This window comes from Microvirga guangxiensis, assembly GCF_900102135.1.
GTDB lineage: Bacteria > Pseudomonadota > Alphaproteobacteria > Rhizobiales > Beijerinckiaceae > Microvirga > Microvirga guangxiensis.
The window spans coordinates 123,992-150,981 of record NZ_FMVJ01000004.1 but is presented as its reverse complement, the minus strand read 5'-3'; the positions used below and the strand labels follow the sequence as shown (position 1 = coordinate 150,981).

The following is a 26,990-nucleotide window of genomic DNA, read 5'->3' as shown; positions in this document are numbered from 1 at the left end:
ACGATGGTAAGCCGAGTTGCATCTTCTGACGAGCTTCAGGTCCGCTTTTGGGGCATCCGCGGCTCCACCTGCGCATCTGGGCCACAGTTCATGGAATTCGGAGGCCATACGGCCTGCGTCGAGATCCGCTGCGGCGAGCGCCTCTTCATCGTCGATGCCGGAACCGGCATCTCGGCTCTGGGCAACGCGCTCGGCGAGAACGTTCCGGATATCGTCGATATCCTCTTCAGCCACCTGCATCTCGACCATGTGGGCGGCCTCCCCTTCTTCAAGCCGGCCCTGACGAAGGAGCGCCTCGTGCGCACCTATTGCGGCAATCTCGATGGCGACAGCGCCATGGATTCCCTCGACAAGCTGTTCTCCCCGCCGCTCTTTCCGGTTCGCCTCAGCCAGTTCCCGGCCCGTTTCGAGCATGTGGGGTTCAAGGCGGGCGAGACCCTGACCTTCGACGATGGCGCGGTCGTCACGACCCATTCCCTGAACCATCCGGGCGGCGCCACGGGCTATCGTTTCACCCATGGCAACCGCAGCGTCTGCTACATCAGCGACGTGGAGCACAGCGAAGCGTGGCCGGACAAGGGACTGACCGAATTCGTGCGCGATACGGATCTCATGATCTACGACGGCATGTTCTCGGAGGCCGAATATCCGCGCTGCCGCGGCTGGGGCCATTCCACGTGGGAGAAGGGCGTGGAGCTTGCCCAGGGAGCAGGCGTGAAATCGCTTGCCATCTTCCACATCTATCCGGGCCATGACGATGCCTTCATCCGCGCCCTGGAAACCGAGATGCAGCGGGTGATGCCCACCGCCTTCGTAGCCCGGGAGAGGCAATCCGTAATCCTGGACGCTTCCGGCAGCGAGACGGTTGCGGATTGCCCCAAGCCCGCTAAGGTGCCCGCCATCTAACGACGCGGGTCCTTTCATGTCCTCACCCATCCTGGTCACCGGGGCTGCCGGCTTCATCGGCTTTCACGTGGTCGAACGCCTTCTGGAGCTGGGTCATCAGGTGGTGGGCGTCGACTGCTTCACTCCCTATTACGACGTAAGCCTCAAGGAAGCCCGCTTCGGCAGGCTCTCTCCGCGCAACAGCTTCCATGGGGAGCGCGTCGATCTCTCCGATCCGCAGGCGACCCGCGACCTCTTCCAGCGCCACCGCTTCGAGCGCGTGATCCATCTGGCCGCCCAGCCCGGCGTGCGCTTCGTCGATCCGATGCCCTACGCGTCGTCGAACCTCATGGGCTTCATGAACATGCTGGAAGCCTGCCGCCACGGCGGCATCCGGCATCTCGTCTATGCCTCGTCGAGCTCGGTCTACGGCGCCAACCGCAAGCTGCCCTTCTCCGAGCACGACGGCACCGATCATCCGATCAGCCTCTACGCCGCCACCAAGAAGGCCAACGAGATGATGGCGCATTCCTACGCCTCGCTCTTCGGCCTGCCCTCCACGGGCCTGCGCTTCTTCACCGTCTACGGCCCGTGGGGACGTCCCGACATGGCGGTCTACAAGTTCACCCATGCCATTGCCGAGGGCCGCGAGATCCAGGTGTCCAATGCCGGCAAGGTGTGGCGCGACTTCACCTACGTGGACGACATCGTGGAAGGCGTCGTGCGGCTGGTCGACAAGGCCCCCGCCGCCAACCCGGACTGGAACGCGGAATATCCAGACCCGGCCACGAGCGCGGCCCCGCACCGGGTCTACAACATCGGCAACGACAATCCGGAAGAGGTGAACGACCTCATCGCCATCATCGAGAACGCACTGGGCAAAAAAGCCAAGCGCGTGGACGTGCCCCTGCCGCCCGGGGACGTGCTTGAAACCCGTGCCGACGTGACGGACCTGCGCCGCGACGTGGGCTTCGCGCCCTCGACCTCGCTGAAGGACGGCGTGGGGCGCTTCGTTGCTTGGTACCGCGAGTACCATGGGACTTGAGATGATCGACCCTCGGATTCTGATGTTTGCTGCCTTGTTTGTGGCTCTGATCGGAGCCGCTTTTCTATCGGCTATCCTAATCATTGTTCTTAAGCCGCTGCTCGCACGCTATGCACTCGCGCGTCCAAATGCACGTTCGAGCCATAAAGCACCTACACCACAAGGTGGCGGGATTGCCGTGGTGGGCTCGAGCCTGCTCATTGTAGGCGTATTCCTGCTCGAAACGGATTTCGCGGTAAGCTCTATCGTTCCCATCGCGGTTGCTGCGGTCATGCTCGCTATCGTCGGCGTAGCCGACGATATTCGGCCTCTTCCAGCGAAGATACGCTTTGTGCTTCAAACTATCGCTGTAGCAGCCGTAGTCTGGTTCAGCGACGTTCGTGTATTGCCTGAAATCATTCCACAGAGTGTGGAGCAAGCGATCCTCATTCTTGGGGGCGTCTGGTTCGTGAACCTCGTGAACTTCATGGACGGGCTCGACTGGATCACTGTCGCTGAGATGGTGCCAATTACAGCCTTTGTTGCCTTTGTCTGGCTGACAGATATTGTCCCGCTGCAAAATATTATCCCGTTCTCTGCAATGCTAACAGCCGCCTCGCTCTGCGGTGCCCTTCTCGGCTTCGCCCCGTTCAACAAACCTGTTGCCCGCCTCTTCCTCGGCGATGTCGGTTCGCTGCCCATCGGCCTCCTCGTCGGCTGGATGCTGCTGCAGCTGGCCGGAACTGGGGCGCTCGTGGCCGCGCTCCTGCTGCCGCTCTATTACCTGATGGATGCGACCATCACCCTTTTCCGCCGCCTCGCGAAGCGCGAGCGGGTGTGGGAGGCGCATCGCAGCCATTTCTACCAGCGCGCCACCGACAACGGCTTTTCCGTCATGTCCGTCGTCACCCATGTGTTCGTGCTCAATCTCGCGCTCGCCGCGCTCGCGGCCGTGACACTTCTCTGGACCTCGAGCGTTGTGCAGATCGGAGCCTTGGCCGCAGGGCTTCTTCTCGTCGGCGTTGTTCTCCGCCGCTTCTCCCATCCCCGTATGACGGCCCCCCTGGAGGTTTCCCGATGAATGCACCCTTGATTGCGCTGACCGGCTCAACGGGGTTCATCGGCCGTCATCTCCTCGCCGAACTGCCGAAGCGCGGCTACCGGGTGCGGGTGCTGCTGCGCCGTCCCTCGGAGGTGCCGGCGGGTGCATCGAGCGCCGTGATCGGCGACATCGCCTCGCCGCACAACATGGCGGCGGCCCTGCGCGACGTGGACATGATCGTCCATTCCGCGGGCCTCGCGCACGTCATGTCGGGAAAGCCCGAAGACGATTACCGCACCATCAACACGGAGGCGACGATCAAGCTCGCGCAGGCCGCCGAGCGCGCGGGCGTGAAGCGCTTCGTCTTCCTCTCCTCCATCCGCGCGCAGAGCGGGCCGGTGGCGGAAGGCGTTCTCACCGAGGACATGGAGCCGAAGCCCACCGACGCCTATGGCCGCTCCAAGCTGGAAGCGGAAAAAGGCCTCGCGGCGCTGGGGCTGGACTGGGCGGCGCTTCGCCCGGTGCTCGTCTACGGACCGGGCGTGAAGGGCAACATGGCGGCCCTCCTCGGCCTCGCTCAATCGCCATGGCCGCTGCCCTTCGGCGGCCTGAAGGCGCGGCGCTCGCTTCTGTCCCTCGACAACCTGACGGCGGCTCTCGACACGCTCCTGAAGGCGCAAGGCCCGTTGCGGCGGCCCTTCATCGCCGCCGATCCGGACCCGGTGACGGTGCCTGAGATCATCGCCGCCCTGCGAAAGGGCCTCGGACGCGGCCCGGGCCTCATTCCCGTGCCGTCCTTCGCTCTGGGCGCGGCGGCCGGACTGGTGGGGAAGACAGAGGCTTACCAGCGCCTGGCGGGCTCCCTGGTGGCGAGCCCCGCGGCGTTGCGGCGGCTCGGCTGGCAGCCGGTCAATTCGACGCCAGACGGGCTGGCTCAGCTGGCACGGCAGGCTGCAGAGACAGCTTCCGGCGCTTGAATTCGGGGATCGCATCCTCGAACACACGATCAGCCGCCGCGCGATCTCCGTCCTTGACCGCCCGGCTGAGAGCCTTCAGCCATTCATCGACCTGAGCGCGATCGGCGAAGATGGGCTTGGCGGCCATGACGCCGTCGATGCCGATCTCGGCGCGGGGCTCCTCACGGGCAAAGAGAATCTCATGCAAGCGCTCGCCGGCGCGCGCGCCGGTGACCAGGATCTCGATATCCTCGCCGGGCTCGTAGCCAGCAAGGCGGATCATGCGCTCGGCAAGGTCGTAGATGCGCACCGGCTGACCCATCTTCAGCACGTAAACGGAGGCGCGCTCCTCGCCGTTGGTGGATTCGACGCGAATGCGGTCCTGATCCGCATGGGACGCGGAGGTGAGCACGAGATCGGCGGCCTCGCGGGTGGTCATGAAGTAGCGCACCATGTCGGGATGCGTGACGGTGAGCGGGCCGCCGCGGGCGATCTGCGCCTTGAACTTCGGCACCACGGAGCCGACCGAACCCAGCACGTTGCCGAAACGAACGGCGATGATGCGCGTGGCGCCGTTGCGGCCCATGAACTCCGCATCGAGCGCCTGGCCGTACATTTCGGCGAGGCGCTTCGTGGCGCCCAGCATCGACACGGGATCGATGGCCTTGTCGGTGGAGACGATCACGATCTCGGACGCGCCGGCCTCCACCGCCGCATCGGCCACGTTCACGGAGCCGAACACATTGGTCTTGATACCCTCCATCCAGTTCCGCTCGAGATAGTGAACATGCTTGAGCGCCGCGGCATGGAAGACCACGTCGGGACGGAACTCGTTCATCACCTCCTGCACGCGCACGCGGTCGCGCACATCGGCGATGACGCCGTCGACATGGGTGTCGCTCGACAGAAGGGTCGGGTTCTCCAGGATGTGGTAGAGGGACGGCTCGGAGCTTTCCACGATCATGAGATCGCTGGCGCCGAAGGCCACCACGCGGGTGCAGATCTCCGACCCGATGGAGCCGCCGCCGCCCGTCACGAGCACGCGCTTGCCGCGGATGAAGTTCTCCAGACGCTGCCGGTCGATCTGCACAGTGGGCCGCAACAGCAGGTCCTCGATCTCCAGCGGGGCCAGCTCGGCATTGCGCATGCCCTCGCCCAGGCTGGTCACACGCACGAGCGGCAGGCCGAGGCGGCGGGCGCGGGCGAGCAGCATGTCAGGGTTCGCTTCCGGCACGAGCGCGCTCGGCGTCGCCACGATCCGGCGGATCGGCTCGCCGCGTTCCTGGAAATCCTGCACCACCTGATCGAGATCGTTGAAGTTGCCCAGCACCGGCACGCCGCGGATCGCTTGGCCCAGATCGTCCGGGCGGTAGGAGAGGACGCCCTTGGGACGCATCTTCTTGACGGTGCCGGTCTCGATGGCGCGCAGGATCACCTCGATATCGCTGCCGCGGCCGAGCAGCAGGGTCGGCGTGTTCGTGTCCCGGTCGAGGGTGTGGCGCGAGCGGGCGTATTTGACATAGCGAAAGGCAAGGCGGGGCCCGCCCAGCAGGAACATCTGGATCAGCCAATAGAGGGCGATCGTGATCTTGCCGAAGAAGAACGCGCCGAAGAATTGCGGCGAGAGCAGAACGTAGTCGATCACCAGCAGGGACAGCGCCAGCACGGTGGAGGCGCGGAAGATGTTGAAGAGATCGGGCAGCGAGGCGAAGCGCCACTTGGAGCGGTAGAGGTGGAACACCCAATAGACCACGCCCGCGAAGACGATGTAGGGCGGCAGGAAGACTGGCATGTCGCCCAGTCGCTCTTGCAGCAGCGGGCCCTCGAAGCGCACGGCGAAGGTCGCGACGATGGCCACGCCCGTCATCAAGAGATCATGCGCGACGATCAACGCCTTCTTGAAATTCTGCCGATTCATTGCCTTGCCATCTTTTGAAACCGGGGTATCGGTCCGGCTTATTCCTTTGTCAATGTAAGGATGTCACTTCAGTGCAGGCGCGGCGTTTCCGTGCCCGGGGACAGGCAGTGGACGGTCCGCCACCACCACGAGGTGTCCGTCCTCGTGCGAGACATGCGCCTGGATGCCGAAATTCCTGGCGAGCCCCTCCTCCGTCAGGACCGCCTCGGGAGCGCCCGAATCCGCGACAAGTCCCTGATTTAATAGAACGATCACATCCGCGAAACGCGCGGCCAGGGTCAGGTCGTGCATGATCACGGCAACCGTCCGGCCTGCCCGGGCCTGGTTCTTCAGCACATCGAGCACGATGAGCTGGTGGCGCGGATCGAGCGCGGCCACAGGCTCGTCGGCGAGCAGCACCGGAGCCTGCGTCGCCAGGGCGCGGGCAAGCAGCACCCGCGCCCGCTCGCCGCCGGACAATTCCGTCGCGGGCCGGTTCTCGAACCCCTCGAGCCCCACCGCGTGGATGGCCGCCGCCACCGCCTCCTGCCCGCGCGGGGGAAGGTCGTCGGGCTTTTCGCCATGGGGGAGACGTCCGAGGGCGATCACCGCGGAAACGGGCAGCGGCCAGGCGACGGTGCCGCCCTGGGGCAGATAGGCGATGGAGCGCGCCCGTTCCCCGGCCAGCATGCGCGTCACGGGCTGCCCGTCGAGGGTGACTTCTCCGTCGGCAGGCTCCAGAAGCCCCGCAAGGGTGCGCATCAAGGTGGTCTTGCCCGCGCCGTTGGGGCCGACGATCACCGTCAGGCGGCCGGAGGACAAGGTCAGATCGACGCCTGCAAGCGCATGGCGCTTTCCCAGATCGACGGCGAGTCCATGGGCCTGGAGTGTGCTCATACGGGCATCTCCGAAAGCTCCGCCTTGCGGCGGGCGATCACCCACAGGAAGAACGGCACGCCGAGAATGGCCGTCAGCACGCCGATCTTGATCTCCGTCTGGGAGGGGACGAGGCGCACGGCGCAATCCGCGGCCAGCAGCAGAGCCGCGCCCGCCAATCCTGAAGGCACGAGGGTGCGCGCCGGATCGTAACCTGCGAAGGGGCGCACCAGATGCGGCGCGACGAGGCCCACGAAGCCGATGGAGCCTGCCACAGCCACCGCAGCCCCCGTGCCGACGGCCGCTCCCGCGACGAGAAGAACCCGCAGCCGCATCACGTTCACCCCGAGGCTGCGCGCGGTCTCCTCCCCTAAGGCCAGCGCCCGCAATCCCGTCGAGGAGGACAGGACGAGGGCGGAGGCCACGACGATGAAAGGCGCTGCGAGCAGCACGTGAACCATCGACCGGTCCTCGAAGGAGCCCAGGAGCCAGAACACGATCTCCGTGACGGCGAAGGGGTTGGGCGAGAGGGTGATGGCCAGCGACGTGCCCGCCCCCGCAAGGCTTCCGATGGCAAGGCCCGAGAGCACCAGAACCACCACCGTGGCCCTGCGCCCCGCAACAGCGACCACAAGCGCGATCGAGGCCAGCGCCCCGAGGATCGCCGCGAACGGCAGGGCCCAGGACAGCGCGCCCACAAGGCCGGAATAAAGCACCAGCACCGCCCCGAAGGCTGCGGCCTGCGGCGCGCCGAACACCGCCGTGTCGGCGAGCGGATTGCGCAGCAGCCCCTGCAGGCCCGCTCCAGTGAGCCCGAAGATCCAGCCGATCAGGATCGCAAGCAGCGTTCGCGGCAGGCGGATATCGCGCACCACCACGCTCGTGCTGCCCTGATCCGAGACGAGCGCCGCCAGCGCGCGCAAGGGCGGGATCGGAGCAGGCCCGATCATGAGGGAAGCGACGCTCAGCCCTCCGACGAGAAGGACGAGGCCGAGAATGAGAGGCAGCCGGGGCGAATGCATGAAGGGGTTCGGTGTTGTCGCGTCTGGCGATAGCAACCCCGCCCTCGGTTGTCATCCCGCACAACGCAGCGGGACCCGGGATCGCGTAACGAATGCAGCGCGCTTCCCTCCCCCTTGCGGGGAGGGGTAGGGGTGGGGGTCGGAGTGTCGGAGCGCTGCGCTTCATCCAGAACGTACGACAGTCCTACACCACATCCCCTCTCCCGGGTGGGAGAGGGGCAGGGGTGAGGGACTGCCTTGTCCGGAGAGGGCACTCCCTCACCCGGAGCTGCGCTCCGACTCTCCCACCCGGGAGAGGTATTCCAGTGTGTCACTGGTTCAGCCGCTCACCCGGTCGATCGACCCCCACCCCTTCCCCTCCCCGCAAGGGGGAGGGAACACCCGCCTCATCCGCCGACGCTCCCGGCTCTGGCTGGGCCAGATGCAATGTTCTTACTTTGTTCTTGACTTTGGTCCTAAGCTGGGCTATATCCTTGCCTGTCCCGACCCGCTGAGGGGCGCGCTCGCGAGGCGTCGCATGTGTGGGGTTGGGAGCGGTCCTGTGCAGGCGCTGACGCAGCGCCTGGATGGGAGGCCCATCGCTGAAAGACGCGGTGTACGCCTAAACAAACCGTGCGTGAGGGGCCGTCAGGTTCTTCATTCCTTCCATAGCGAGCCGGACGCCTCCTCGCGCCCTCCCTCGTCCCAAACCTCGGAGCAACACGCTCGCGAGGACACTCCCGCATGCTCTTTGACAGCCGAGAGCTCGACCCGCCCCGGACCCGCTTATTTCTCTTTGGTCTGTGTTCAACCCCGCCCGCCTTCCATGATACGAAGCGCTTCACGTCACCGTGCATTGCTTGAGGATCCGGCATGAACCGATTGTTCGCGAATCTGCCCACCACCGTCTTCGAGGTCATGTCGAGCCTTGCCCGGGAGACCGGCGCGATCAATCTCGGCCAGGGCTTTCCGGACGATCCGGGACCGGAGGATGTGCGGCGCGTCGCGGCGGATGCGGTGCTGAACGGCTACAACCAGTATCCCTCCATGATGGGTCTGCCGGAGCTGCGCTCCGCAATCGCCGCCCATTACAGGCACTGGCAGGGCCTCGATCTCGACGCGAACACCGAAGTCATGGTGACCTCCGGCGCGACGGAAGCGCTCGCGGGCGCAATCCTCGGCATCGTGGAGCCGGGCGACGAGGTCGTTCTCTTCGAGCCCATGTACGACGCCTATCTGCCGCTCGTGCGGCTCGCGGGCGGCGTGCCGAAATTCGTGACGCTCCAGCCGCCGCATTTCCGGCTCACGGAAGAGGCCTTGGCCAAGGCCTTCTCGCCGAAGACCAAGGCGGTGGTGTTCAACAATCCGCTCAATCCCACGGCCACCGTGTTCTCGAACGAGGATCTCGCGCTGCTGGCCGATTTCTGCCGCCGGTTCGACGCCATCGCGATTTCCGACGAGGTGTGGGAGCACGTGGTGTTCGACGGGATCAAGCACCAGCCGGTGCTGGGGCTCGAGGGCATGCGCGACCGTTCGGTGAAGATCGGCTCGGCGGGCAAGATCTTCAGCCTCACCGGCTGGAAGGTCGGCTTCGTGGCGGCGGCTCCTCACATCATGAAGGTGCTGGCGAAATCACACCAGTTCCTCACCTTTACCACTCCGCCCAATCTCCAGACGGCAGTGGCCTACGGCCTCGCCAAGGACGACAGCTATTTCGACGGCATGCGCCAGAATTTTGCCCGCAGCCGCGACCGCTTCACGGATGGGCTGCGAACCCTGGGTTTCGACGTGATCCCGAGCCAGGGCACCTACTTCCTCAACATCGACATCACCCCGCTCGGCGAAACCGACGACGTTGCCTTCTGCCGCCGCCTTGTGACGGAGCACAGCGTCGCCGCGATCCCGGTGTCCGCCTTCTATGCGGAGGGCGCCGTGAAGAACGTGGTGCGCTTCTGCTTCGCCAAGAAGGACGCGACCCTCGATGCGGGGCTGGAGCGGCTGGCCGACGTGGTGAAGCGGGCGGTCTGAGCCCGGAACCGCATGGGCCTAAAGCAGCCTTGACGCGGAGGACATTAGGTCTTCAAGTAAGCGCCTAGCCAATCACGGCTTTTTTCACTTTTCCTAGGAGTTCCCTCCCCTGATGATCCGTCTTCTCGCTTCGGTTGCTCTGGGCCTCGGCCTTGTCACCGCCGCCGCCGCCCAAGAGCGTGTGGTCAACGTCTACAACTGGTCCGACTATGTGGACCCCAAGGCGCTGGACGAGTTTACGAAACAGACCGGCATCAAGGTGGTCTACGACACCTACGACAACAATGAGATCGTCGAGACCAAGCTGCTCGCCGGCAAGTCGGGCTACGACATCGTCGTGCCGTCCGGCCCCTTCGTGCAGCGCCTCATCGGCGCCAAGGTGTTCCAGAAGCTCGACAAGGCGAAGCTGCCCAACCTCTCGAACCAGTGGCCCGAGATCACGAAGAACCTCGCCGTGTTCGATCCGGGCAACGAATACGCCGTCAACTACATGTGGGGCACCACCGGCATCGGCGTGAACACCAAGAAGGTGAAGGAGATTCTCGGCGACGTGCCGCTCAACACCTGGGATCTGGTGATGAAGCCGGAGATCGCCTCGAAGCTCAAGAGCTGCGGCATCTACATGCTCGACTCGCCCGAAGACCTCTTCCCCGGCGTGCTCGCCTATCTGGGCCTCAACCCCGATTCCAAACGCAACGAGGATCTGACCAAGGCGGGCGACGCCCTGTTCCGCATCCGCGGCAACGTGCAGAAGTTCCACTCCTCCGAATACATCAACGCCCTCGCCAACGGCGACATCTGCGTGGCGGTGGGCTATTCGGGCGACATGATCCAGGCCAAGTCCCGCGCCGAGGAAGCCAAGAACGGCGTCGAGATCTCCTACGTGATCCCGCGCGAGGGCGCCCTCATGTGGTTCGACAGCTTCGTGATCCCGTCGGACGCCAAGAACGTGGCCGAGGCGCACGAGTTCATCAACTTCATGATGAAGCCCGAGATCGCCGCCATGAACACGAACTACGTGTCCTATGCTTCCGGCAACCTCGCCGCCAAGCAGCACGTGGACGAGAAGATCCTCAACGATCCCGGCATCTATCCGGACGACGCCACCATGAAGCGCCTGTTCACCAACACGGCTTATGACGAGCGCTCCCAGCGCACCGTCACCCGCCTCTGGACCCGCGTGAAGACGGGCCGTTAATCGCCCGCTCAGGTTTCATCCTGCAAAGATGTTACGCCCTTTCAACTCCGCCTCCGGGCGGAGTTGTCGTTTCAGAAGGACGTCATGACCATGCGCCTCATCACCGCTCTTGCCCTCGGCCTTGCCTTTGCCTCCCCGGCCCTCGCCCAGAATCCCGCTCCGCGCCAGCCGACGATCAGCGTCATGGGAACGGGCGAGGCCGAGCTGAAGCCGGATTTCGCCACCATCACCGTCATGGTGGAGACGGAAGGCGACACGGTGCCGAAGGTGGTCGCCGACAACAAGACGTCGTCCGATGCCGCCATCGCCCGAATCGAGGCCCTCGGCGTGAAGAAGGACGACATTCGCACCCAGAACTTCCAGGTCTTCGAGACGCCGATCCGCATGGACAAGGACGGCAAGGAGATCAAGGTACCGAAATTCACCGCCCGGCACCGCCTGCAAATCAAGATCACCGATCTCGATGGGGTCGGACGAATCGCGGGAGAGATCCTGTCCGGCAGCAACATGCTGTTCCAGTCCGTCTCCTTCGGCCTGAACCGGCAGGAGGAAGGTAGTGATGCCGCCCGCCGCGCCGCCGTGCAGGATGCCCGCCGTCAGGCTGAACTTTATGCGGAGGCCGCTGGCGTCAGCCTCGGCAGGCTTCTGGAGATTGGCGCCGGTTCGGCCCAGCCCTATGCGAACGAGTTCAATGACAATGTGCGGATGCGCGCCGTGGCCAAGGCCGCCCCCCTGGAAGCGCCCATCGTTCCGCCCGCCACGATCCGCTACACGGCAAGCGTGCAGCTCGTCTGGGAACTGGAGCAGAAGCCCTGATGCGCACGGCATGATCGGATGGTGAAGCGGCGCACATCATGGTAGATTGAAGGCTCGTCAATTGAGCCGATCAATCCGATCGTTCTCGCTCTCCGGGCCCCTCCGCTCCGGTGACGTCTGCCTTCGAGCAGGATCGGCTCCTCTCTTCGCAAGCGGGTCAGCCCCACACGAGACTGCAGGAGATTGACCCGATGACGAAGACCGTTACGTCCCTCTTCCATAGCGTGCGGCACGCGGAAACAGCCGCACGCCGGCTCGAGCAGGCCGGCATCCCGAAGCACGAAATCGATATCTGGTCCGAGCCGATCAACCTCGCTCCTCTCCTGGAAGATGGAGGCGTCTCGCGGGCCGATGCGCACGCCTATGCGGAAGGCGTGATGCGCGGCGGCTCCGTCATCATCGTCAGCTGCGCCAACGACAAGGTGGCGGAGGTCGTCCGCATTCTGGACGATGAAGGCGTGCTGGACCTCGACGAGCAGCAGGCCTCCTGGCGTTCGGAAGGGTGGGAAGGCCCGGAGGCCGAGCGGCCGGAAAGAGAGAGCCACGGCCGGTTCCGCATCCAAACCCGCGAAGACCGCCCCGATGATCGGCCCGGAGATTGGACCTTGCACGAGTAGAGCAGCGTCAGGCGGACCTGACGCTGGCGAGGAAGAGATGAATCTCGCGACCGAGGCGCTCCGCTTGGGTATCCAAGGTGGCGGAGAGATGCGCTACGGCTCGAGCCGCATCGAGGGAATGAACCGCCACATTCTCCGTGGTCTCGATGGCGGATGCTCCCGCCTGGGCTTCGGATGAAACCTGCGCGACGGAGCGCGCGATTTCCGACACCGCCACCGTTTGCTGGCTGACGGTTCCGGCGACCGTCGACACCACGCCTGCAAGATCGTCCACGGATGCCTGGACAGAGCCGAGCGCCACGAGGGTTTCGCGGGAAGCGGCCTGCACCGCCTCGATCTGGCGCGCGATTTCCTCCGTCGCCTTGGCGGTCTGGCCAGCCAGGTCCTTCACCTCGCTCGCCACCACCGCGAACCCCTTGCCGGCTTCGCCCGCACGCGCCGCTTCGATGGTGGCGTTGAGCGCAAGCAGGTTCGTCTGCGACGCGATGGAGCGGATGAGATCGGCCACCTGCCCGATATGGGATGTGGCTTCGGCCAGAACCGTCATGCTGCTGGAAGCCTCCCGCGCTTCCGTGACGGCGCGCTGCGAGGCCTGCGTGGAGGCGCTCGTCTGCGCTGCCACTTCGGCAAGCGATGCATCGAGTTCCTCCGCCGCGCTCGCCACCGCCGCCATGTTCTGCGAGGTGCGCGACGAGGCGGAGCCTGCCACCTGCGCCTGCTGCGTCACCTGGTTGGCCGAGCCTTCCAGCTCACCGGACGCGGCCGTGAGATCGCCGGTCGCGCGGCGGACCTCGCCGAGTATTTGCTCCACGGAGGCATCGAAGCTCGCAATCGCCTCGGTGATGGTTTGCGCGCGACGCGCCTCCAGGGCAGCCTGCCCCTCGCGCTCCTGCGTCAGCCGCTCGCGCTCGCGGGCATTGTCGCGGAACACCAGGACCGTGCGGGCCATGGCTCCGATCTCGTCGGATGCAGCGGTGGATGGGACCTCGATTCCCGCATCGCCATCGGCGAGACGCTTCATGGCCTGCTGCAGGCGACCGAGCGGCAGGGAAATCGAGCGTCCCACGAGAAGGTTGAGAACAAGACCGAGAAGCAGGGTGATGCCCATGGCCCAGAGAATCAGCGTGAAAGTGCGCTGTTGCGAAGCCGTGAGAGCCTCGGCGGTCCGCGTGGCCTCCGCATGGACCTTCGCCAGAAGCTGCTCAAGAGCGGGGACGAGCAGGTCGAACTGACCTTTCAGGCGCTCGCCTTGGCCGGAGACCTGCTGCTCCACCTGCGTCCAGGCGTTGAAGGCTGCCTGGTAAGTCTCGCCTGCCTGCTGGACGGCAGCCTTCTCGGCGGCGACCTCTTCAGGGAGTTGTGCCAGAGCCCGCGTGAAGCGGCCCTGGTCGACCTCGAACGCACCCAGCAGAGTCTCTTCCATGACATGGCGGGCGCGAGCCTCCTGCCTGAACATCCCCAGGGTCGCGGCCCATAAGCGCAACGCGGCCGTCTCACCATTGCTGGCAAGCGGCCTGACCAATTTCTCGAGATTGTCTTCGGCGGACAGGAGACGCCCGAGAGCCCCTTCATCCGCCTTGTAGCCGATCGCGATGTAGAGCTTGTCGAGGGCATTGCCCTGCTCGATCAGGATGGCGGATCGGTCCTGAAGCTCCTTCAATTCCGCCTCGATCAAGGCCGCCCCGGGAGCCGCGGCGATCTCTTGGAGCTGGGCGGCGAGGGCCTTGTGCTGGTCGAGGAAGGCCTGGCCATGATGTCCTTGGCGGGTAGCGGTCCATTCCAGGGCGATGGCCTTCAAAGCATCGGCCCGGCCCCGGAACTGATAGGCCTTGTCCGAGAGGGCGAAATAGGTCTGCTGGGTTTCGAGTGCGTTCTCCACCTCGCTTCGGCCCATCTGGAAGACGGCTCCGATCACCGCAAAGCCCACCACCATGATGCCGCTCAGGGCCGCAACGCGCACCCTGACAGACGGCCAGCGCAAACCGGCACGAGTCAGCATTGTCCCGAATCTCCCTCTTATTTGGGGCAGGACAATAATCAGCCTAGCTTGTGCGAAGTTGGCGTCAGGCTGCTTTCGGCAGCTCGGTCATGATCGCATAGAGGGCGGTGGCATCCTTGGTGGCACGCACCCGTTCGATGAGGCCGGGCTCGCGCAGCACCCGCGCGACGCGGGCAAGCGCCTTCAGATGGTCGGCCCCCGCACCTTCAGGCGCGAGAAGCAGGAAGAGCACGTCCACCTGCTGGTCATCGAGGGCCTCGAAATCAACCGGCTTCTCCAACCGGGCGACGAGACCGAAAATGTGGGTCAGGCCAGGCAGTTTACCGTGCGGAATGGCAATTCCCTCGCCAATCCCGGTGGAACCAAGGCGTTCACGCTGGAGGAGGGCCTCATAGATGGCAGCCTCGGACAAGCCCGTAAGCTTCGCCGCATGGGAGGCCAGCTCTTGAAGAGCCTGCTTTTTGCCGCTCACGCGCAAGGCGGGGAGAACGGCCTGGGGGTCTAGAAAATCCAGCAAGGGCATCGATCACGCTGCATTAGGGTGGGAAGCCTCAAGGGCCTCTCACCGTTCCAGGCAAAAACCAGGCCAAGATGGGTTAATCCCATCAAGGCTGAGCGGGCGGTGGGTCGACCCATCCGATCGCCCCGTCGCCGCGGCGGTATACGACGTTCACGCGGCCGGTGCTAGCATGGATGAACACGAGAGCGGGAACTCCCGTCATATCGAGCTGCATCACCGCGTTACTGACCGATAAGCGATGAAGCGGCTTCGTGGTTTCGGCAATCACTACAGGGTGATAGCCCTCTTCCTCGACTGCCTCGTCGGTGGGCGCTTCAAACACGGCATAGGGTGCTTCCAGGCCTGTATCGTGCCCATCCCCGGGATTGGCATGCTCTTTCAGGCGCTGTTTGTAGCGCCGCAGGCGCTTTTCGATGCGAATCGCTGACTGGTCGAAGCTGGCATAGGCGTCCTGAGCAGCCCCCGAAGCCTCGATGGTGATCCCCGAGGTGAGATGGAGCACGCAATCGGTGCGAAAGCCGGCGCCGTCCTTGGCTACCGTCACATGACCGGAATAGCCCCCGTCGAAATATTTCGAGAGGGCGGTCGCGACCCGGTCCGTGACCTGAGATCGAAGGGTATCGCCTATATCGAGATTTTTGCCGGAAACCCTCAATGCCATGGCGTTCTCCCTCTGTAAGCGCCCATTTGAATGGGACTGGTTGAAGCCCATGATGATCCGAACGGGCGGCAAAGCAAGCGCCTTTCAGGCTCATCACAAGATCTTCAAGCTGTGCCTTTTCCGCCGCTGGGCCGAGGATGGGATGCGCATGGCCTCCCGGTACTTTGCGACCGTCCGGCGGGCGGCTGCGATGCCTTCCGCCTTCAATCGTTGGGCAAGTGCCTCATCGGAGAGCACATGGTCCGGTGTTTCCGCCTCGATCAGTTGCCGTATCCGATGGCGCACGGCTCTGGCCGCATGTTCCCCCTCGCCCGTCGCGGCGTTGAAGAAGAACTTCATGGGATAGGTGACGCCGCCGGATCCGATGGCTTTGTTTGCCGTCACCCGGGAAATGGTGGATTCGTGCATGCCGACGGCTTCGGCGACGCTTTTCAGGGTCATGGGCCGCAATGAGGCTATGCCCTTATGGAAGAATCCCTCCTGCTGGCGGACGATTTCGGTAGCGACCGTCAGGATGGTCCTGGCCCGCTGGTCCAGGCTCCGGGTGAGCCAGCTTGCGGATTGGAGGCAATCGGAGAGGAAGCTCTTGTCGTCGTCCTTGCGCACCGCTTTCGCGACCTCGGCATAATAAGTGCGGTTGAACAGGATGCGCGGGAGCGTGTCGGGATTGAGCTCAAGGATGAAGCTGCCATCGGCGCCTGACCGCACCAGAACGTCGGGCACGAGCACGTCGATAGGAGCAGCCGTGAAGGAAAGGCCGGGCTTCGGCTCCAGGCGCCGGATCTCGGCGAGCATGTCGATGAGATCCTCCCGGTCCACGCCGCAAGATATCTCAAGCGCCGCGTAATCCTGCCGGGCGACGAGATCGAGACGTGACAGCAGGAGCTGCATGGCGGGATCGAGCCGATTGCGCTCCCGCAGTTGGATTTCCAGGCACTCCTGCAGATTGCGTGCGCCGATGCCGGAGGGCTCGAATGATTGGACCAGCCGTAAAGCGGCCTCGGCCCGGTCGAGGGGCACGTTCAGACGCCGGGCCAAATCCTCGAGGGTTTCGGTGAGATAACCTGCGTCGTTCAGGGAATGAATCAGATGCCGGCCGATCTCGCGTGAAGCAGGATCGGCAGAAGCCATGTTGAGTTGTGCTTCGAGATATCCGGTAAGGCTCTGCGCACCTGCGAGCGTTGCCTCGAGCTCGGGCTCCAGCCCCGAATGGGCAGAGGCCGCGCCTTGCGATGAAGCTCCTGCGGCGCTTTCGGTCCGCGACGGCGGCGGGCCGGGAATCATCCGGCCTCCCGCTTCCGCATATCGCCGCTTGGCGCGCAAGAAGTCCGCAAGGCTGGGAAGCCGCGCCTCTTCTCCTTGCGCCTCCGCCTCCTGCAGAAGCGGATTGCGCTCGAGTTCGGCCTCCACATAAGCGAGGAGTTCCGCATGGGAGAGTTGCAGGAGCTTGATGGATTGAACGAGCTGGGGCGTCATCGTCAGGGATTGGCCCTGGCGCATTTCAAGCCGTTGGATCGAGCTCATGACGACACCCAGCTAAAAAATCAGGCATGCTTCTTGCATGCCTGATTCTTGTATCGCGCTGCCCTCCGGGCCGTCAAAAGGCGGATGTTCTGGCGCCTCTTACAGGCGGAAGTCCTCGCCGAGATAGAGACGGCGCACTTCCTCGTTCGCCACGATGGCGTCCGACGTTCCTTCCGTGAGCACACGCCCGGAATGGATGATGTAGGCACGGTCGATGAGGCCCAGGGTCTCGCGCACGTTGTGGTCGGTGATGAGCACGCCGAGCCCGCGGCGGGTCAGATGCCGCACGAGATTCTGAATATCGCCGACCGCAATCGGGTCGATGCCCGCGAAAGGTTCGTCGAGGAGCATGAAGGTGGGCTCGCCCGCAAGGGCGCGGGCGATCTCGCAGCGGCGGCGCTCACCGCCCGACAGCGCGATGGACGGTGCCTTGCGCAGGCGCGTGATGTTGAATTCGTCGAGCAGCGCATCGAGCTTGCGCTCGCGCTCCTTGCGGCTCGGCTCCACGATCTCGAGCACGGCGCGAATGTTGTCCTCGACCGTCAGGCCGCGAAAAATCGAGGCCTCCTGTGGAAGATAGCCGATGCCCAGACGCGCGCGGCGATACATGGGCAGGCCTGTCACATCGTGTCCGTCGAGGCTGATGAGGCCGCGATCGGCCTGCACGAGGCCGGTGATCATGTAGAAGATCGTGGTCTTGCCCGCGCCGTTGGGGCCAAGCAGACCCACCGCCTCGCCGGCGCGCACATTCAGGCCGGCATCCTGCACCACCGTGCGGCCGCGATAGCTTTTCTGCAGTCCCTTGACGGCGAGAACACCCGGCCCGCCGAAAACCCCCGAGCCCTCCATGTGGCCGAAGACATGCGGCGACGACCCTGCTCCCTGGCGGGCCAAGGTCGTCGTGTCCGCCGGAGCGGATTGAGCGCGATTGAAGAACGACTTCACGGAATCCATCACAAAAGGAGAAAGGCCGGACGGTGCTCCAGCCTTGCTTTAAAAACGTTACGGCTTGGGCTTGGCGTTGCCCGCGCCCGTCGGCGCCGGCGCCCCTTGTCCGGGCACGAACAGGGCCCGCACGCGGCCGCCGGGCTTCGTGTCGATGCTCGCCACGCCCGTGTTGATGTCATAGGTCACACGCTCGCCGCGCGTCACGTTGGGACCGTCGCTCAAAGCGGCATTGCCGGTGAGCAGGATCTTGTTGGCCCCCCGATCGAAGGTGGCGTTGTCGCCGGTGGCCACCTGCGTGCGGGACACAATGGTGACCGGACCCTTGCAGTCGATCTTCTTGATCGCACTCTCGCTGGGGCCCTGCGGGGTGGCCGCGGCGGGTTGCGCGCCGCCCTGGTTCTGCTGCTGCTCGTAGAAGACGGTCATGGCGGTGCATTTCATGGTGCTCTCGCCCTGGACGGCTACCACGTCACCGGAGAAGACCGCGCGTCCTTCCTTGTCGAAGACGTCGAGCTTGTTGGCGTCGATCTTGATCGGCTCCTTGCTGGAACCGAAATTGCCGAAGCCAACCGCGCGCTCCTTCGAGGCCTGGGCCCAGGCGGCAGAGGTCGCCGCCGGCAGGAGCAATGCGAGAGCGAGCGCGTTTCGTGCGAAACTCATCATGGACGAACACTTGTCGGTTGAGCCGCATCGGCAGCGGCAGGAGAAGAGTCGGGAGCTGCGGAGCCCGTGTCGTTCGAGGCGGGTTCGGAGCCGGATGCCGGCAGGAAGGTGGTCCGCACCCGCCCTGTGAAGCTCAGAACCTTGCCATTGTCGGTGACCCGAAGTCCCTCGGCCTCGATCTGGCCGTTGCCGCCGAGGATCACGGTGACGGGCTCGTTGGACGTCACGCCACCGGATTTGAAGTTCACGAAGGCGGAGCGCATGTAGACCTCCTGGCCTCCATCGGTCCGCACACGAACGTTCTGGCGCAGATTCATCTGTTCCTTCTGCGTGTCCAGAATGCCGATATCGGCCTCGAGCCTGGCAGCGCTGCCCCTCTCATCGGTGACGATGCGGGCGCGCAGATCCTTCAGCTCGACGAGGTTGGGCTTGCGCACATCCTGCGTGGCGGCGCTGGCGGTCACTTCATAGGGCCGGTTGTCGTTTTTGAAACCGGTGAGCTTGGGCGCTTCCATGGTGACGTTCGTGCCATTGACGCCGATGGACCCGAAGCTCAGATCCTGAATCTGCCTGAAGGGCTCGAAATAGGCGAAAAACACCACGATGCCTATGGACACGATGGAGCCCAGGGGGATGGCGACCTTGGCGAACCGCACCCAGCGGGAATGACGCCGGGCCTTCCTGAAGGCGCGCGAACGCACAGCCGGCCTTGACGCCGGGCCGCCCTGCATCATGGTGCCCTGAATTCCCGCCACGCTCAATCCAATCCCTTCCGTCCCATTACGGTCTGGCGCCATGCCCTTCGGAAATGGCGATGTTATGACGGATATGGGGTTTATGCGGGAAAGTTTAAGCCTGCGTCAACTATGGGCGAAAATGTCGGTCTCGGGCCACCCGAGAAGATCGAGCTGCGCCCTGGTTGGCAGGAACGAGAAGCATTGATGGGCGATCCCGAGCCGGTTCTCCCTCTCCAGCCTCTGGTCCAGCTTTTCCTTGAGAGCATGCAGATGCAGCACGTCCGAAGCCGCATAGTCGAGCTGGGCCGGCGTAAGAGTGTCGGCACCCCAATCGGAGGATTGCTGCTGCTTGGACAGCTCGACTCCGAGGAATTCCCGTACGAGATCCTTCAAGCCATGCCGGTCCGTGTAGGTGCGCACCAGCCGTGAAGCCACCTTGGTGCAGTAGACCGGCCTCGGCATCACGGCGAAAGCATGGAAGAGCACCGCAAGGTCGAAACGCGCATAATGAAAGATCTTCAGCACGCTCTCGTCGGACAAAACCCGGATCAGATTTTCAGGGCGCGGGCCGTCCTTCAGGATCTGCACCACGTCGGCATCGCCATCGCCCTTTGAGATCTGCACCACGCAGAGCCGATCCCGATGCGGGTTGAGGCCAAGCGTTTCGGTATCGATCGCGATGGCGGAGCCTGGTTGGTAATTCGCGGGCAGATCTCCGCGATGGAAGCGCGTTGTCATGAAAGGTAAGCCACCTGAAAAGCCATGGATACCGCCTCTAACCTGTCACGCTCCCCGCTTCAACGCTCATGAAAAGCCCCGCATGAAGCGGGGCTCTCGAACTTTGGATGGCCTCAGTAGCAAACCTGCACCCGCCGCCAGATCGGGCGGCCATAGCGGTTGATCACGCGCCTGCGCTCCAGCACGCAGCGGGGCGCATAATAGGCCGGACGGTAATATCCTGGCCCGTAATAAGGGGCAGCGTAATAGGGGCTCGCCAAGGCGCCGAGGGTGAGACCGCCGATCAGGCCCGCAACGACTGCACCGCCGCCATAGCCACGGCGGTAATAGCCATAGGGATAGCCCCCGTAGTAACGCCGCCCATAATAAGCTGGGCGGTAGGCGCGACGGCCATAATAGGCGGATCGGTAAGGCCTGCCGTAATACGCCCGGCGGTAAGACCGCGGAGCGTCATAGCGCGGCCTTTGAAAATCGCGCCGGATGGCCGGAGCGGGTCTGGCGCGGGGAGAGGGAGAGTAGCGCTCGGGCCCGACCTGGGCTGAAGCGGGGCTCGGTTCGATCGCTGCTGCGCCGCCTAGGAGAAGGGCTGCAGCCATGAATGTTTTGAACAATGAACGCATGGCGTCCTCCAGGACACGAGATGCAGGAGAACGGCCTTTCGTTATCGATGTTCCGAGAGAGCCCCCACGTCTCGGTATCGCTAAGGGACCGGCCTTGGCCCGGGCTCTTCAGCCCAGTTGATTGCTTCTGTCGAAGCCTGAGGGAGCCTGCGCTGGATACACCGTGTTTCTAAGCGTATCGGCCAGCGTTTCGCGGCTCACAGGTTTTTCGAGCCAAGGGACGTCCTGCAACTCATCTCCTCTGTCCGCACTCTGAGGTAATCCGGAATAGACGACGAACGGAATGCCTCGATTTTTCAAGGTCCGGGCGATCTCAAGTGACGTACCGTCCTTGAGCATGATGTCGAGCAGAGCAATATCCGGCGCGTCGTTCTCGAGCCAATCCAGCGCCTGTGCGCAGCTCATGAATGGACCTTCGACAGCAAAGCCCACCTCTTCTAGAGAAGCCTCGAGTGACATCCCGATAAGGGCCTGATCCTCAACGATCATACAACGCAATAAAGTCATCGGATTTACTAACCTGTCTGACTGATAACCCATGGCAGGCGTTGGACCGGGCGAAGAATTTCGCCGCGCAGGGAATCACTTCGACCCGTCCTTGTTCGAATTTCATAGGTCCTCCCTGTTACTGCATTCACCTATGTAAAGCTAAGGGATTCGGAAAACCTTAACCCTTTAGAGAGGAAGATCTTCCGCAAAGGCAGATTCCGGGTGGTTATGTAATAAATCGAAGCCCGATCGCTGTTGAAACACGAGAGCTTAACGGTTACTTGCGGATCATAAATTCCTATTTGCCGTTTTCGCTGAGAAATCAGTCTGGGTTCACATAGGTTAATGCATCAGCTTCCTAAGAAGCGTCTCCTTTGAAGTTCGTGATCGGAAGGGATACGTTATGGCGGCTGACACAGCCCTGAAAGATCAGATGCTCGCAGCTATTCCTCATCTGCGTGCCTTTGCGATTTCTCTCTGCGGCAGTGTGGATCGAGCCGACGATCTGGTGCAGGGGGCTCTGTTGAAGGGCCTTAGCAATTTCGACAAGTTTCAGCCCGGCACCAGCATGCAAGCCTGGCTTTTCACGATCCTGCGCAACGATTTTCTTACCCAGGCACGCCGCAAGAAGCGTGAAGTCGAAGATCCCGAAGGCGCGTGGGCCGAGAAGGTTGCCGTCTTGCCCGAACAGGGTTCGCGTCTCGATTTCGATGACATGCTGAAAGCCCTCGGCAAACTTCCTGTCGATCAGCGCGAAGCGCTTCTGCTCGTGACGGCGGAAGGATTGACCTATGAGGAGGCGGCGCGGATCTGCGGCACGAATATCGGCACCATCAAGAGCCGCATCAACCGCGCGCGCCGTCGGCTGGCCGAGTTGCTCCATTTCGACGCGCACGACGATCTCGGCCCCGACCGGCTCGTCAGAGCCGCGCTCTTCATGCATACATCGGCTTGAGAACTGGCGTGAAGGAACACCGCCACTCTGAAAGAGCGGCGGTGCTTCTCAAACCTTAAAGGATGAAGTTTTCAGCGCTGAGCGTGTGAACGCCTGCAAGGCGGATCACGCCTTCAGCCTCGAGGTCCGCATCCGTATTGAGATAAACGAGCGTCACACCACCAACCGTTTCGTAGCGAACCTGACCCGCGCGCGTGAATTGCTCGGTGCCGATGAAGCTGAAAGCCTGTGCGCCGTCGCGATCCTCCCGGGCATCGATATTTAAGAGACTCAACCGATCGCCCTCCGTTTCCTTGAAGTCCAGGACGATATCGGCCTCCGCCAGGTTCAGACTCGTCTCGGCTGTCGAGAGCCACACGAAAGTGTCGCCTCCGGCGCCTCCGGTCAGGTGATCCGTTCCTGCGCCGCCTTCCAGCTTGTCGTCTTCCGTTCCGCCGTCGAGGCGGTCGTTGCCGGCGTCCCCGTGCAGATCGTCATTGCCCGCGCCGCCATTGATCACGTCATCTCCGCCAAGTCCGCGGATGATATCCGCACCACCCATCCCCGAGAGCACATTGGTTCCCGCATTGCCCGAGATCTGATTGTCGAGTTTGTTGCCGGTCAGGTTGATGGAGGCCGTGCCGGACGTATTCGTCGTCCAGAGCACCTCGACCGACATCGCGTCCGTCAAGGTATAGCTCACCTTGGTCTTGATCGTATCCTTGCCTTCGCCAGTCCTTTCAACAACCTTGTCCTTCGCATCGTCCACCACGTAGATATCGTTGCCGCGTCCGCCGAGCATGCGATCACGGCCTGAACCGCCGTCGATGGAATCGTTGCCGTTCATTCCGCTCAGCGTATCGTTGCCCGTACCGCCGAAGACCTTGTCATCGCCTGCGCCAGCATAGACCACGTCGTTGCCGCCTCCCGCATCGATCACGTCGGCCTCATCAAGCGATGTAGTCTGCGCGGTGAGCTTGATGATGTCTCTGCCAAAAGTCGCCACGTAAAGATTGCCGAGAGCATCTTCTCCGAAGACGCCCGGATTGCTGAAGGCGGCATAGCCTTTTTTGATGTCGGCGGTTCTTTCCGTGACAGCGCGCTGCTCGCCATAGACGTCCATCGACCAGACCTTGCTCTTGCCGAAGTCGCCGAAGAAATACTGACCGTGGAAAGCATCATCCTGACCCCGGTAGACATAGCCGCCGACAACGCCACCACCGGAAGTACGCCCAAAAGCGTGAATGGGATTCGTGAAATGTGGATATTGAGCCGGGTCAAATGTTCCCTCGGTGCGGCTCCACCCGTAATTCGCACCTGCTTGGATGAGATTGACCTCTTCAGACCCGCTCTCAGCTACGTCAGAAATGTAAAGCTCACCGGTCGCCCGGTCGAAGCTGCCCTTCCATGGGTTACGAAGTCCTGCCGCATAGATGCCTGTACCCGTAGCATCACCCGCAATTCCCGCGATGGTCCTCGGATTGTCGGACGGAACCGCATAATTGTTGTTGGGATCTGCCGGGAAATCGTCGCCGTGAACGTCCAGGCGCAGAATCTTGCCAAACGGATTGTCGATCTTCTGCGCATTCGCTCCGCTGCCGGCGTCACCAACGCTCACATACAGATACCCGTCCGGCCCAAAATCAATCCATCCGCTCCGATGACGGGTGTTTCCATCCGGGAAGTCGATCTTCTTCACGACGTGCTTGCTGCTGGGATCGACTTCGTGCGGGTTATTTGCAGCAGTGGTGTAGCGCCGGATTTCGACATCATTCGGCTGCGTGCTGATATAGACGTAGATGAACCGGTTCTCTTCATAATTGGGATCGAAGGCGAAACCGAGCATGCCTTGTTCGCCATCGATCGGGATCTCTGACGACAAATCCATGTAGGGAGATTCGAGCATCTTCCCCGTAGTGACATTTAGAACGCTGACGACGCCTTTCTGCTGAACCACGAACAGATGGTCGGGATCGTCTGGGGGAGACGTCAACGCCAAGGGTAAAGCGCCTCGTGGTTTGTCCCTATCGCCGTAGCTGGCGATCTTTGTCGCCAGGAGCGAAGCGTCTTGAGAATGGGCCGTGAAGCCGTAAAGGATCTCGGCCGCTTCGGTTCCCGAAAGCGAGTTCGATCCGTTGTCACCGTTGATGACGATTTTATTGGTCATGGGCATTTTCCTGTATTGGACGCCCCCACGACCCTGCGATAACATAAATACGATATTTCAATACATCATACGTTATATCTAATCATTTAGGATTATTGACCTTACTCTACGCATAAATTTTCTACCGACTTTGCAGCTAAGCTCTGCCGAGCGTTCGCTTGCAGAAAACATTATTTTCCCTTGCGGAATAGGTCTGTGAGAACTTGTACCTGGAAGAAACTCTGGGCCGACATTGCGGGAATCGGCATCGTGAGCGCCCGGAAAGCCGGGCGCTCTGGCCAATTATCCGATGCAGCCTCAATGCTTGGTCGGATCAGCACCGTTTACGGCGATGCGCTTCACACTCGCCTTGGTCTCTGCCGACTTCGGCATCGTGACGGTGAGCACGCCGTTCTTGAAGGAAGCATCGACCTTGTCTTCCTCCACGTCCCAGGCAAGCGGGATGCGGCGCTCGAATCGTCCGTAGGTGCGCTCGCTGAAAGCGCGGTCCTTGTCCTCGGTTTCGGACCTTTTCTCGCCGCGGATCGTAAGGATTCCATCGCCCATGAGCACCTCGACATCCTTTTCGTCCATGCCGGGCAACTCAGCGGAGATGCGGACATCCTTGTCGGTATCGACGACTTCCACATGCGGCCAACCGGCCATGCGACCGAACGGACTCATCTCGAAATTGCGGAAGGCATCGTCAAAAAGCCGATTCATTTCACGGTGAAGGGTCATGAAAGGATCGCCCTCCTCACGATAGCGGCCCGGGGTCACTTGATGACGACCCCATGGAATGAGATCGCGCATGTTCATCGCAGTTTTCCTCCTGTCATGCGTGGGAGTCTCCGGCGCCGGTCGCTACCGGCGCCGTCATTGATGGCCTGATCAAGCAGCCTTGTTGTGCTCGATCTGCTGAGCCTTGCCGCCGGACGCAATCTCGATCCGGCGCGGCTTCAGAGCCTCGGGTACTTCACGCTTCAGCTCGATCGTCAGCAAGCCGTTCTCAAGGTTCGCCCCAACCACTTTCACATGATCGGCGAGATTGAAGGTTTGCCTGAAGGCACGGGTCGCAATGCCGCGATGCAGATACTGCTTACCTTCCTCCGAACCATGTCTCTGACCCGCAATGACGAGTTGGTTCTCTTTCTGGGTGATCTCAAGCTCATCGGGCGAGAAGCCGGCAATGGCCATGGTGATGACATACTGGTCCTCACCAGCCTTCTCGATGTTGTAAGGCGGCCAGTTCGTCATGGAATCGATCTGCGAGGATTGATCGAGCAGATCGAACAGCCGGTCGAAACCGACCGTGGAGCGGTAGAGGGGAGAAAAATCGAAAGCTGATCTCATAGCTACATCCTCCTGTGAGCAACGTAACCACAAGGGCGCCGGACACCTGCCGGCGCCCGTATGACCAAGCCTTAAAAGGCCTTGGCGATCATGATTTTAAGAAGCCTTTTTCGGTTTTTCAAGAGGACAGGAAAGCGCAACTGGAACCAGGTGAAGTCCATCGAGAACCGGCTGGCCATCGGGCAAGTCCGGGGCTAGCATCGTACGGTTTCGATGAAGGGATGCCAGATCATGCTTCGCGCCGTTTCCCTCGCCGTTCTCGTCGTCTTCGCAGCTCCGTCCTTGGCGGCGCAGCCTTCGAATGAAACCGTCATCGCCCAACAGCAACAGCAGCCGCAGCAGACGACGCCCAAGCGCGACTGTGAGAGAAAGCAGGACGAGGGGGTCAGCTGATCAGAGCTGTTGGGGCGAGACAGGCTCCAGCGCCATCGAAGGCCGAGTCTCTTGGCCCGCTGCCGATCTGCGGCGGCGCAGGGCAGCGTTGAGCTCCGCGCCGAAAATGAAGATCGCCGCCGAGATCTGCAGAAAGATCAGTGCGGTGAGGATTCCGGCCAGTCCTGCATAGGTCGATTTGATGTGCGCGACGCTGGCCAGGAACTCGCCGTAGAGAGTCGCGCCTGCAAGCCAGAGAACCAGGGTCGCCACAACACCGGGCGCCACATCCCGCAGATTCGGACGCGCATCCGTCAGCCACAGATGTGTGGCTGTGAGCCCCACGACGAGAACGATGGAGGCGAGCGCAAGGCGCACGAGATCATAGGTAAGGCGCACGGATTTCAGGCTCGTCATGGTCGACCCCGCGGCACGCCAGATCGAAGGCCACAGCACCACGAGAACGGAGGCAGCCACAAGGGCGAGCGCGCCCACCGCCACGAAGCCGATGCCGATGACGCGTGCCTGCCACCAAGGCCGGAAACGCATGACGCCATAGGCCCGGCAGAGGGCCACGCGCAGGCTTTCGACGCCGTTCGTCGCCACAAGGAGCGTGATGACGATGGAGATCGTCAACACGTTGCGCTTGGGAACGAGCACCTTATCCGCTTCGCTCGCAAGCGGTCCGGCCACACCCTCGGGCCAGAAGTCGAAGAGCAGATGGACGATGTGGGTGGAGATGCGCCCAGCGCCGAGGAAGGCCGCCAGGGCGGCCACGCAGATGAGGAATGGAAACAGTGCGATGACGAGAGAGAGCGCCACATGGCTTGCCATGGCCAAGCCGTCGTTGCGAGCAAAGCTCGATCCCGCATCGGCAAGGGTCGCGAGGATAGAGCGGGAGCGGTTAAGGACGGCAGCAAAGGACATGGCGACATGGGTCTCGGGA

Annotated in this window: 27 protein-coding genes; 10 read left to right on the top strand and 17 right to left on the bottom strand. The window is 62.8% G+C overall.

Annotated features, from left to right (window positions below):
• Positions 1 to 3 precede the first annotated feature (3 nt).
• Genes BLP10_RS07190 through BLP10_RS07175 form a run of 4 tightly spaced genes read left to right on the top strand, consistent with a single transcriptional unit; the run spans position 4 to position 3,928 of the window.
• Positions 4 to 906: an MBL fold metallo-hydrolase gene (locus BLP10_RS07190; protein WP_091132656.1), complete on the top strand. Its 903-nt coding sequence runs from the start codon at positions 4 to 6 to the stop codon at positions 904 to 906.
• A gap of 16 nt (positions 907 to 922) precedes the next feature.
• Positions 923 to 1,930, top strand: a complete 1,008-nt coding sequence (locus BLP10_RS07185; RefSeq protein WP_091132653.1) for an NAD-dependent epimerase — start codon at positions 923 to 925, stop codon at positions 1,928 to 1,930.
• Position 1,931: 1 nt separating this feature from the next.
• Positions 1,932 to 2,990 (top strand): MraY family glycosyltransferase, encoded by a 1,059-nt coding sequence (locus tag BLP10_RS07180; protein WP_244510434.1) that lies wholly within the window; start codon positions 1,932 to 1,934, stop codon positions 2,988 to 2,990.
• Complete coding sequence (locus BLP10_RS07175; protein ID WP_091132649.1) at positions 2,987 to 3,928, top strand: NAD-dependent epimerase/dehydratase family protein; 942 nt, start codon at positions 2,987 to 2,989, stop codon at positions 3,926 to 3,928. The genes BLP10_RS07180 and BLP10_RS07175 overlap by 4 nt, the downstream gene beginning before the upstream one ends.
• Here BLP10_RS07175 and BLP10_RS07170 read toward each other — a convergent pair.
• From BLP10_RS07170 to BLP10_RS07160, 3 genes are all read right to left on the bottom strand, one after another.
• Positions 3,861 to 5,825: a nucleoside-diphosphate sugar epimerase/dehydratase gene (locus tag BLP10_RS07170; RefSeq protein ID WP_091132645.1), complete on the bottom strand. Its 1,965-nt coding sequence runs from the start codon at positions 5,823 to 5,825 to the stop codon at positions 3,861 to 3,863. The two genes, BLP10_RS07175 and BLP10_RS07170, sit on opposite strands and share 68 nt — an antisense overlap.
• A 63-nt stretch (positions 5,826 to 5,888) precedes the next feature.
• Complete coding sequence (locus BLP10_RS07165; protein ID WP_091132642.1) at positions 5,889 to 6,701, bottom strand: ABC transporter ATP-binding protein; 813 nt, start codon at positions 6,699 to 6,701, stop codon at positions 5,889 to 5,891.
• Positions 6,698 to 7,702: a FecCD family ABC transporter permease gene (locus BLP10_RS07160; RefSeq protein WP_091132638.1), complete on the bottom strand. Its 1,005-nt coding sequence runs from the start codon at positions 7,700 to 7,702 to the stop codon at positions 6,698 to 6,700. Before BLP10_RS07160 ends, BLP10_RS07165 begins: the two co-directional genes overlap by 4 nt.
• A gap of 852 nt (positions 7,703 to 8,554) precedes the next feature.
• On the opposite strand from BLP10_RS07160, the gene BLP10_RS07155 reads away from it, so the two are divergent.
• The 4 genes from BLP10_RS07155 (at position 8,555) to BLP10_RS07140 (ending at position 12,340) form a co-directional block, all read left to right on the top strand.
• Entirely contained in the window at positions 8,555 to 9,709 is a 1,155-nt protein-coding gene (locus tag BLP10_RS07155) for an aminotransferase (protein ID WP_091132635.1), read from the top strand.
• A 112-nt stretch (positions 9,710 to 9,821) separates the two neighbouring features.
• On the top strand, positions 9,822 to 10,907 hold the full coding sequence (locus BLP10_RS07150; RefSeq protein ID WP_091132632.1) for a polyamine ABC transporter substrate-binding protein: 1,086 nt from the start codon (positions 9,822 to 9,824) through the stop codon (positions 10,905 to 10,907).
• Positions 10,908 to 10,991: 84 nt separating this feature from the next.
• Entirely contained in the window at positions 10,992 to 11,723 is a 732-nt protein-coding gene (locus BLP10_RS07145) for an SIMPL domain-containing protein (RefSeq protein ID WP_091132628.1), read from the top strand.
• Positions 11,724 to 11,914: 191 nt separating this feature from the next.
• On the top strand, positions 11,915 to 12,340 hold the full coding sequence (locus BLP10_RS07140; RefSeq protein ID WP_091132624.1) for a hypothetical protein: 426 nt from the start codon (positions 11,915 to 11,917) through the stop codon (positions 12,338 to 12,340).
• Between the two features lie 7 nt (positions 12,341 to 12,347).
• Here the strand turns inward: BLP10_RS07140 and BLP10_RS07135 are convergent, their stop codons facing one another.
• The 10 genes from BLP10_RS07135 to BLP10_RS07090 all read right to left on the bottom strand — a co-directional run bounded on the left by BLP10_RS07135 (position 12,348) and on the right by BLP10_RS07090 (position 21,257).
• Positions 12,348 to 14,339, bottom strand: coding sequence for a methyl-accepting chemotaxis protein (locus BLP10_RS07135; RefSeq protein ID WP_091132621.1), 1,992 nt, complete (start codon positions 14,337 to 14,339; stop codon positions 12,348 to 12,350).
• A 64-nt stretch (positions 14,340 to 14,403) separates the two neighbouring features.
• On the bottom strand, positions 14,404 to 14,862 hold the full coding sequence (gene ptsN, locus BLP10_RS07130; RefSeq protein WP_091132617.1) for a PTS IIA-like nitrogen regulatory protein PtsN: 459 nt from the start codon (positions 14,860 to 14,862) through the stop codon (positions 14,404 to 14,406).
• Between the two features lie 82 nt (positions 14,863 to 14,944).
• Entirely contained in the window at positions 14,945 to 15,520 is a 576-nt protein-coding gene (hpf, locus tag BLP10_RS07125; RefSeq protein ID WP_091132613.1) for a ribosome hibernation-promoting factor, HPF/YfiA family, read from the bottom strand.
• Positions 15,521 to 15,613: 93 nt separating this feature from the next.
• Positions 15,614 to 17,044: an RNA polymerase factor sigma-54 gene (rpoN, locus tag BLP10_RS07120; protein ID WP_091132610.1), complete on the bottom strand. Its 1,431-nt coding sequence runs from the start codon at positions 17,042 to 17,044 to the stop codon at positions 15,614 to 15,616.
• Positions 17,045 to 17,143: 99 nt separating this feature from the next.
• Positions 17,144 to 17,998, bottom strand: coding sequence for an LPS export ABC transporter ATP-binding protein (gene lptB / locus BLP10_RS07115; RefSeq protein WP_091132606.1), 855 nt, complete (start codon positions 17,996 to 17,998; stop codon positions 17,144 to 17,146).
• Positions 17,999 to 18,046: 48 nt separating this feature from the next.
• Complete coding sequence (locus tag BLP10_RS07110) at positions 18,047 to 18,655, bottom strand: LptA/OstA family protein (RefSeq protein WP_244510433.1); 609 nt, start codon at positions 18,653 to 18,655, stop codon at positions 18,047 to 18,049.
• Positions 18,652 to 19,452, bottom strand: a complete 801-nt coding sequence (lptC, locus tag BLP10_RS07105; protein ID WP_091132603.1) for an LPS export ABC transporter periplasmic protein LptC — start codon at positions 19,450 to 19,452, stop codon at positions 18,652 to 18,654. The genes BLP10_RS07110 and lptC overlap by 4 nt, the downstream gene beginning before the upstream one ends.
• A gap of 63 nt (positions 19,453 to 19,515) precedes the next feature.
• Positions 19,516 to 20,130 carry a ribonuclease D gene (locus BLP10_RS07100; protein ID WP_091132599.1) on the bottom strand — a complete coding sequence of 205 codons (615 nt, stop codon included), beginning with the start codon at positions 20,128 to 20,130 and terminating at the stop codon, positions 19,516 to 19,518.
• 113 nt (positions 20,131 to 20,243) lie between these two features.
• Positions 20,244 to 20,750, bottom strand: a complete 507-nt coding sequence (locus BLP10_RS07095; RefSeq protein WP_091132595.1) for a hypothetical protein — start codon at positions 20,748 to 20,750, stop codon at positions 20,244 to 20,246.
• A gap of 108 nt (positions 20,751 to 20,858) precedes the next feature.
• Complete coding sequence (locus BLP10_RS07090) at positions 20,859 to 21,257, bottom strand: response regulator (RefSeq protein WP_210183603.1); 399 nt, start codon at positions 21,255 to 21,257, stop codon at positions 20,859 to 20,861.
• A gap of 385 nt (positions 21,258 to 21,642) precedes the next feature.
• Between BLP10_RS07090 and BLP10_RS07085 the strand changes: the two genes are divergently transcribed.
• Positions 21,643 to 22,194, top strand: coding sequence for a sigma-70 family RNA polymerase sigma factor (locus BLP10_RS07085; RefSeq protein WP_091132588.1), 552 nt, complete (start codon positions 21,643 to 21,645; stop codon positions 22,192 to 22,194).
• A 55-nt stretch (positions 22,195 to 22,249) separates the two neighbouring features.
• Here BLP10_RS07085 and BLP10_RS07080 read toward each other — a convergent pair whose 3' ends face one another.
• The 3 genes from BLP10_RS07080 to BLP10_RS07070 all read right to left on the bottom strand — a co-directional run bounded on the left by BLP10_RS07080 (position 22,250) and on the right by BLP10_RS07070 (position 25,672).
• On the bottom strand, positions 22,250 to 24,340 hold the full coding sequence (locus BLP10_RS07080) for a PQQ-dependent sugar dehydrogenase (RefSeq protein WP_175493814.1): 2,091 nt from the start codon (positions 24,338 to 24,340) through the stop codon (positions 22,250 to 22,252).
• A 297-nt stretch (positions 24,341 to 24,637) separates the two neighbouring features.
• A complete protein-coding gene (locus BLP10_RS07075; protein ID WP_091132580.1) occupies positions 24,638 to 25,138 on the bottom strand; it encodes an Hsp20/alpha crystallin family protein in 501 nt (166 codons plus the stop codon).
• Positions 25,139 to 25,210: 72 nt separating this feature from the next.
• Positions 25,211 to 25,672, bottom strand: a complete 462-nt coding sequence (locus BLP10_RS07070) for an Hsp20 family protein (RefSeq protein ID WP_091132577.1) — start codon at positions 25,670 to 25,672, stop codon at positions 25,211 to 25,213.
• 231 nt (positions 25,673 to 25,903) lie between these two features.
• On the opposite strand from BLP10_RS07070, the gene BLP10_RS23110 reads away from it, so the two are divergent.
• Positions 25,904 to 26,065, top strand: a complete 162-nt coding sequence (locus BLP10_RS23110) for a hypothetical protein (RefSeq protein ID WP_175493813.1) — start codon at positions 25,904 to 25,906, stop codon at positions 26,063 to 26,065.
• On the opposite strand, the gene BLP10_RS07065 is transcribed toward BLP10_RS23110, so the two are convergent.
• Entirely contained in the window at positions 26,066 to 26,971 is a 906-nt protein-coding gene (locus BLP10_RS07065; protein WP_091132574.1) for a YihY/virulence factor BrkB family protein, read from the bottom strand.
• Positions 26,972 to 26,990: the final 19 nt, after the last annotated feature.

Coding starts and splice junctions, on each gene's coding strand:
- BLP10_RS07190 (WP_091132656.1), top strand. CDS start 4: ATGGTAAGCCGAGTTGCATCTTCTGACGAGCTTCAGGTCCGCTTTTGG.
- BLP10_RS07185 (WP_091132653.1), top strand. CDS start 923: ATGTCCTCACCCATCCTGGTCACCGGGGCTGCCGGCTTCATCGGCTTT.
- BLP10_RS07180 (WP_244510434.1), top strand. CDS start 1,932: ATGATCGACCCTCGGATTCTGATGTTTGCTGCCTTGTTTGTGGCTCTG.
- BLP10_RS07175 (WP_091132649.1), top strand. CDS start 2,987: ATGAATGCACCCTTGATTGCGCTGACCGGCTCAACGGGGTTCATCGGC.
- BLP10_RS07170 (WP_091132645.1), bottom strand. CDS start 5,825: ATGAATCGGCAGAATTTCAAGAAGGCGTTGATCGTCGCGCATGATCTC.
- BLP10_RS07165 (WP_091132642.1), bottom strand. CDS start 6,701: ATGAGCACACTCCAGGCCCATGGACTCGCCGTCGATCTGGGAAAGCGC.
- BLP10_RS07160 (WP_091132638.1), bottom strand. CDS start 7,702: ATGCATTCGCCCCGGCTGCCTCTCATTCTCGGCCTCGTCCTTCTCGTC.
- BLP10_RS07155 (WP_091132635.1), top strand. CDS start 8,555: ATGAACCGATTGTTCGCGAATCTGCCCACCACCGTCTTCGAGGTCATG.
- BLP10_RS07150 (WP_091132632.1), top strand. CDS start 9,822: ATGATCCGTCTTCTCGCTTCGGTTGCTCTGGGCCTCGGCCTTGTCACC.
- BLP10_RS07145 (WP_091132628.1), top strand. CDS start 10,992: ATGACCATGCGCCTCATCACCGCTCTTGCCCTCGGCCTTGCCTTTGCC.
- BLP10_RS07140 (WP_091132624.1), top strand. CDS start 11,915: ATGACGAAGACCGTTACGTCCCTCTTCCATAGCGTGCGGCACGCGGAA.
- BLP10_RS07135 (WP_091132621.1), bottom strand. CDS start 14,339: ATGCTGACTCGTGCCGGTTTGCGCTGGCCGTCTGTCAGGGTGCGCGTT.
- ptsN (WP_091132617.1), bottom strand. CDS start 14,862: ATGCCCTTGCTGGATTTTCTAGACCCCCAGGCCGTTCTCCCCGCCTTG.
- hpf (WP_091132613.1), bottom strand. CDS start 15,520: ATGGCATTGAGGGTTTCCGGCAAAAATCTCGATATAGGCGATACCCTT.
- rpoN (WP_091132610.1), bottom strand. CDS start 17,044: ATGAGCTCGATCCAACGGCTTGAAATGCGCCAGGGCCAATCCCTGACG.
- lptB (WP_091132606.1), bottom strand. CDS start 17,998: ATGGATTCCGTGAAGTCGTTCTTCAATCGCGCTCAATCCGCTCCGGCG.
- BLP10_RS07110 (WP_244510433.1), bottom strand. CDS start 18,655: ATGATGAGTTTCGCACGAAACGCGCTCGCTCTCGCATTGCTCCTGCCG.
- lptC (WP_091132603.1), bottom strand. CDS start 19,452: ATGGCGCCAGACCGTAATGGGACGGAAGGGATTGGATTGAGCGTGGCG.
- BLP10_RS07100 (WP_091132599.1), bottom strand. CDS start 20,130: ATGACAACGCGCTTCCATCGCGGAGATCTGCCCGCGAATTACCAACCA.
- BLP10_RS07095 (WP_091132595.1), bottom strand. CDS start 20,750: ATGCGTTCATTGTTCAAAACATTCATGGCTGCAGCCCTTCTCCTAGGC.
- BLP10_RS07090 (WP_210183603.1), bottom strand. CDS start 21,257: ATGACTTTATTGCGTTGTATGATCGTTGAGGATCAGGCCCTTATCGGG.
- BLP10_RS07085 (WP_091132588.1), top strand. CDS start 21,643: ATGGCGGCTGACACAGCCCTGAAAGATCAGATGCTCGCAGCTATTCCT.
- BLP10_RS07080 (WP_175493814.1), bottom strand. CDS start 24,340: ATGACCAATAAAATCGTCATCAACGGTGACAACGGATCGAACTCGCTT.
- BLP10_RS07075 (WP_091132580.1), bottom strand. CDS start 25,138: ATGAACATGCGCGATCTCATTCCATGGGGTCGTCATCAAGTGACCCCG.
- BLP10_RS07070 (WP_091132577.1), bottom strand. CDS start 25,672: ATGAGATCAGCTTTCGATTTTTCTCCCCTCTACCGCTCCACGGTCGGT.
- BLP10_RS23110 (WP_175493813.1), top strand. CDS start 25,904: ATGCTTCGCGCCGTTTCCCTCGCCGTTCTCGTCGTCTTCGCAGCTCCG.
- BLP10_RS07065 (WP_091132574.1), bottom strand. CDS start 26,971: ATGTCCTTTGCTGCCGTCCTTAACCGCTCCCGCTCTATCCTCGCGACC.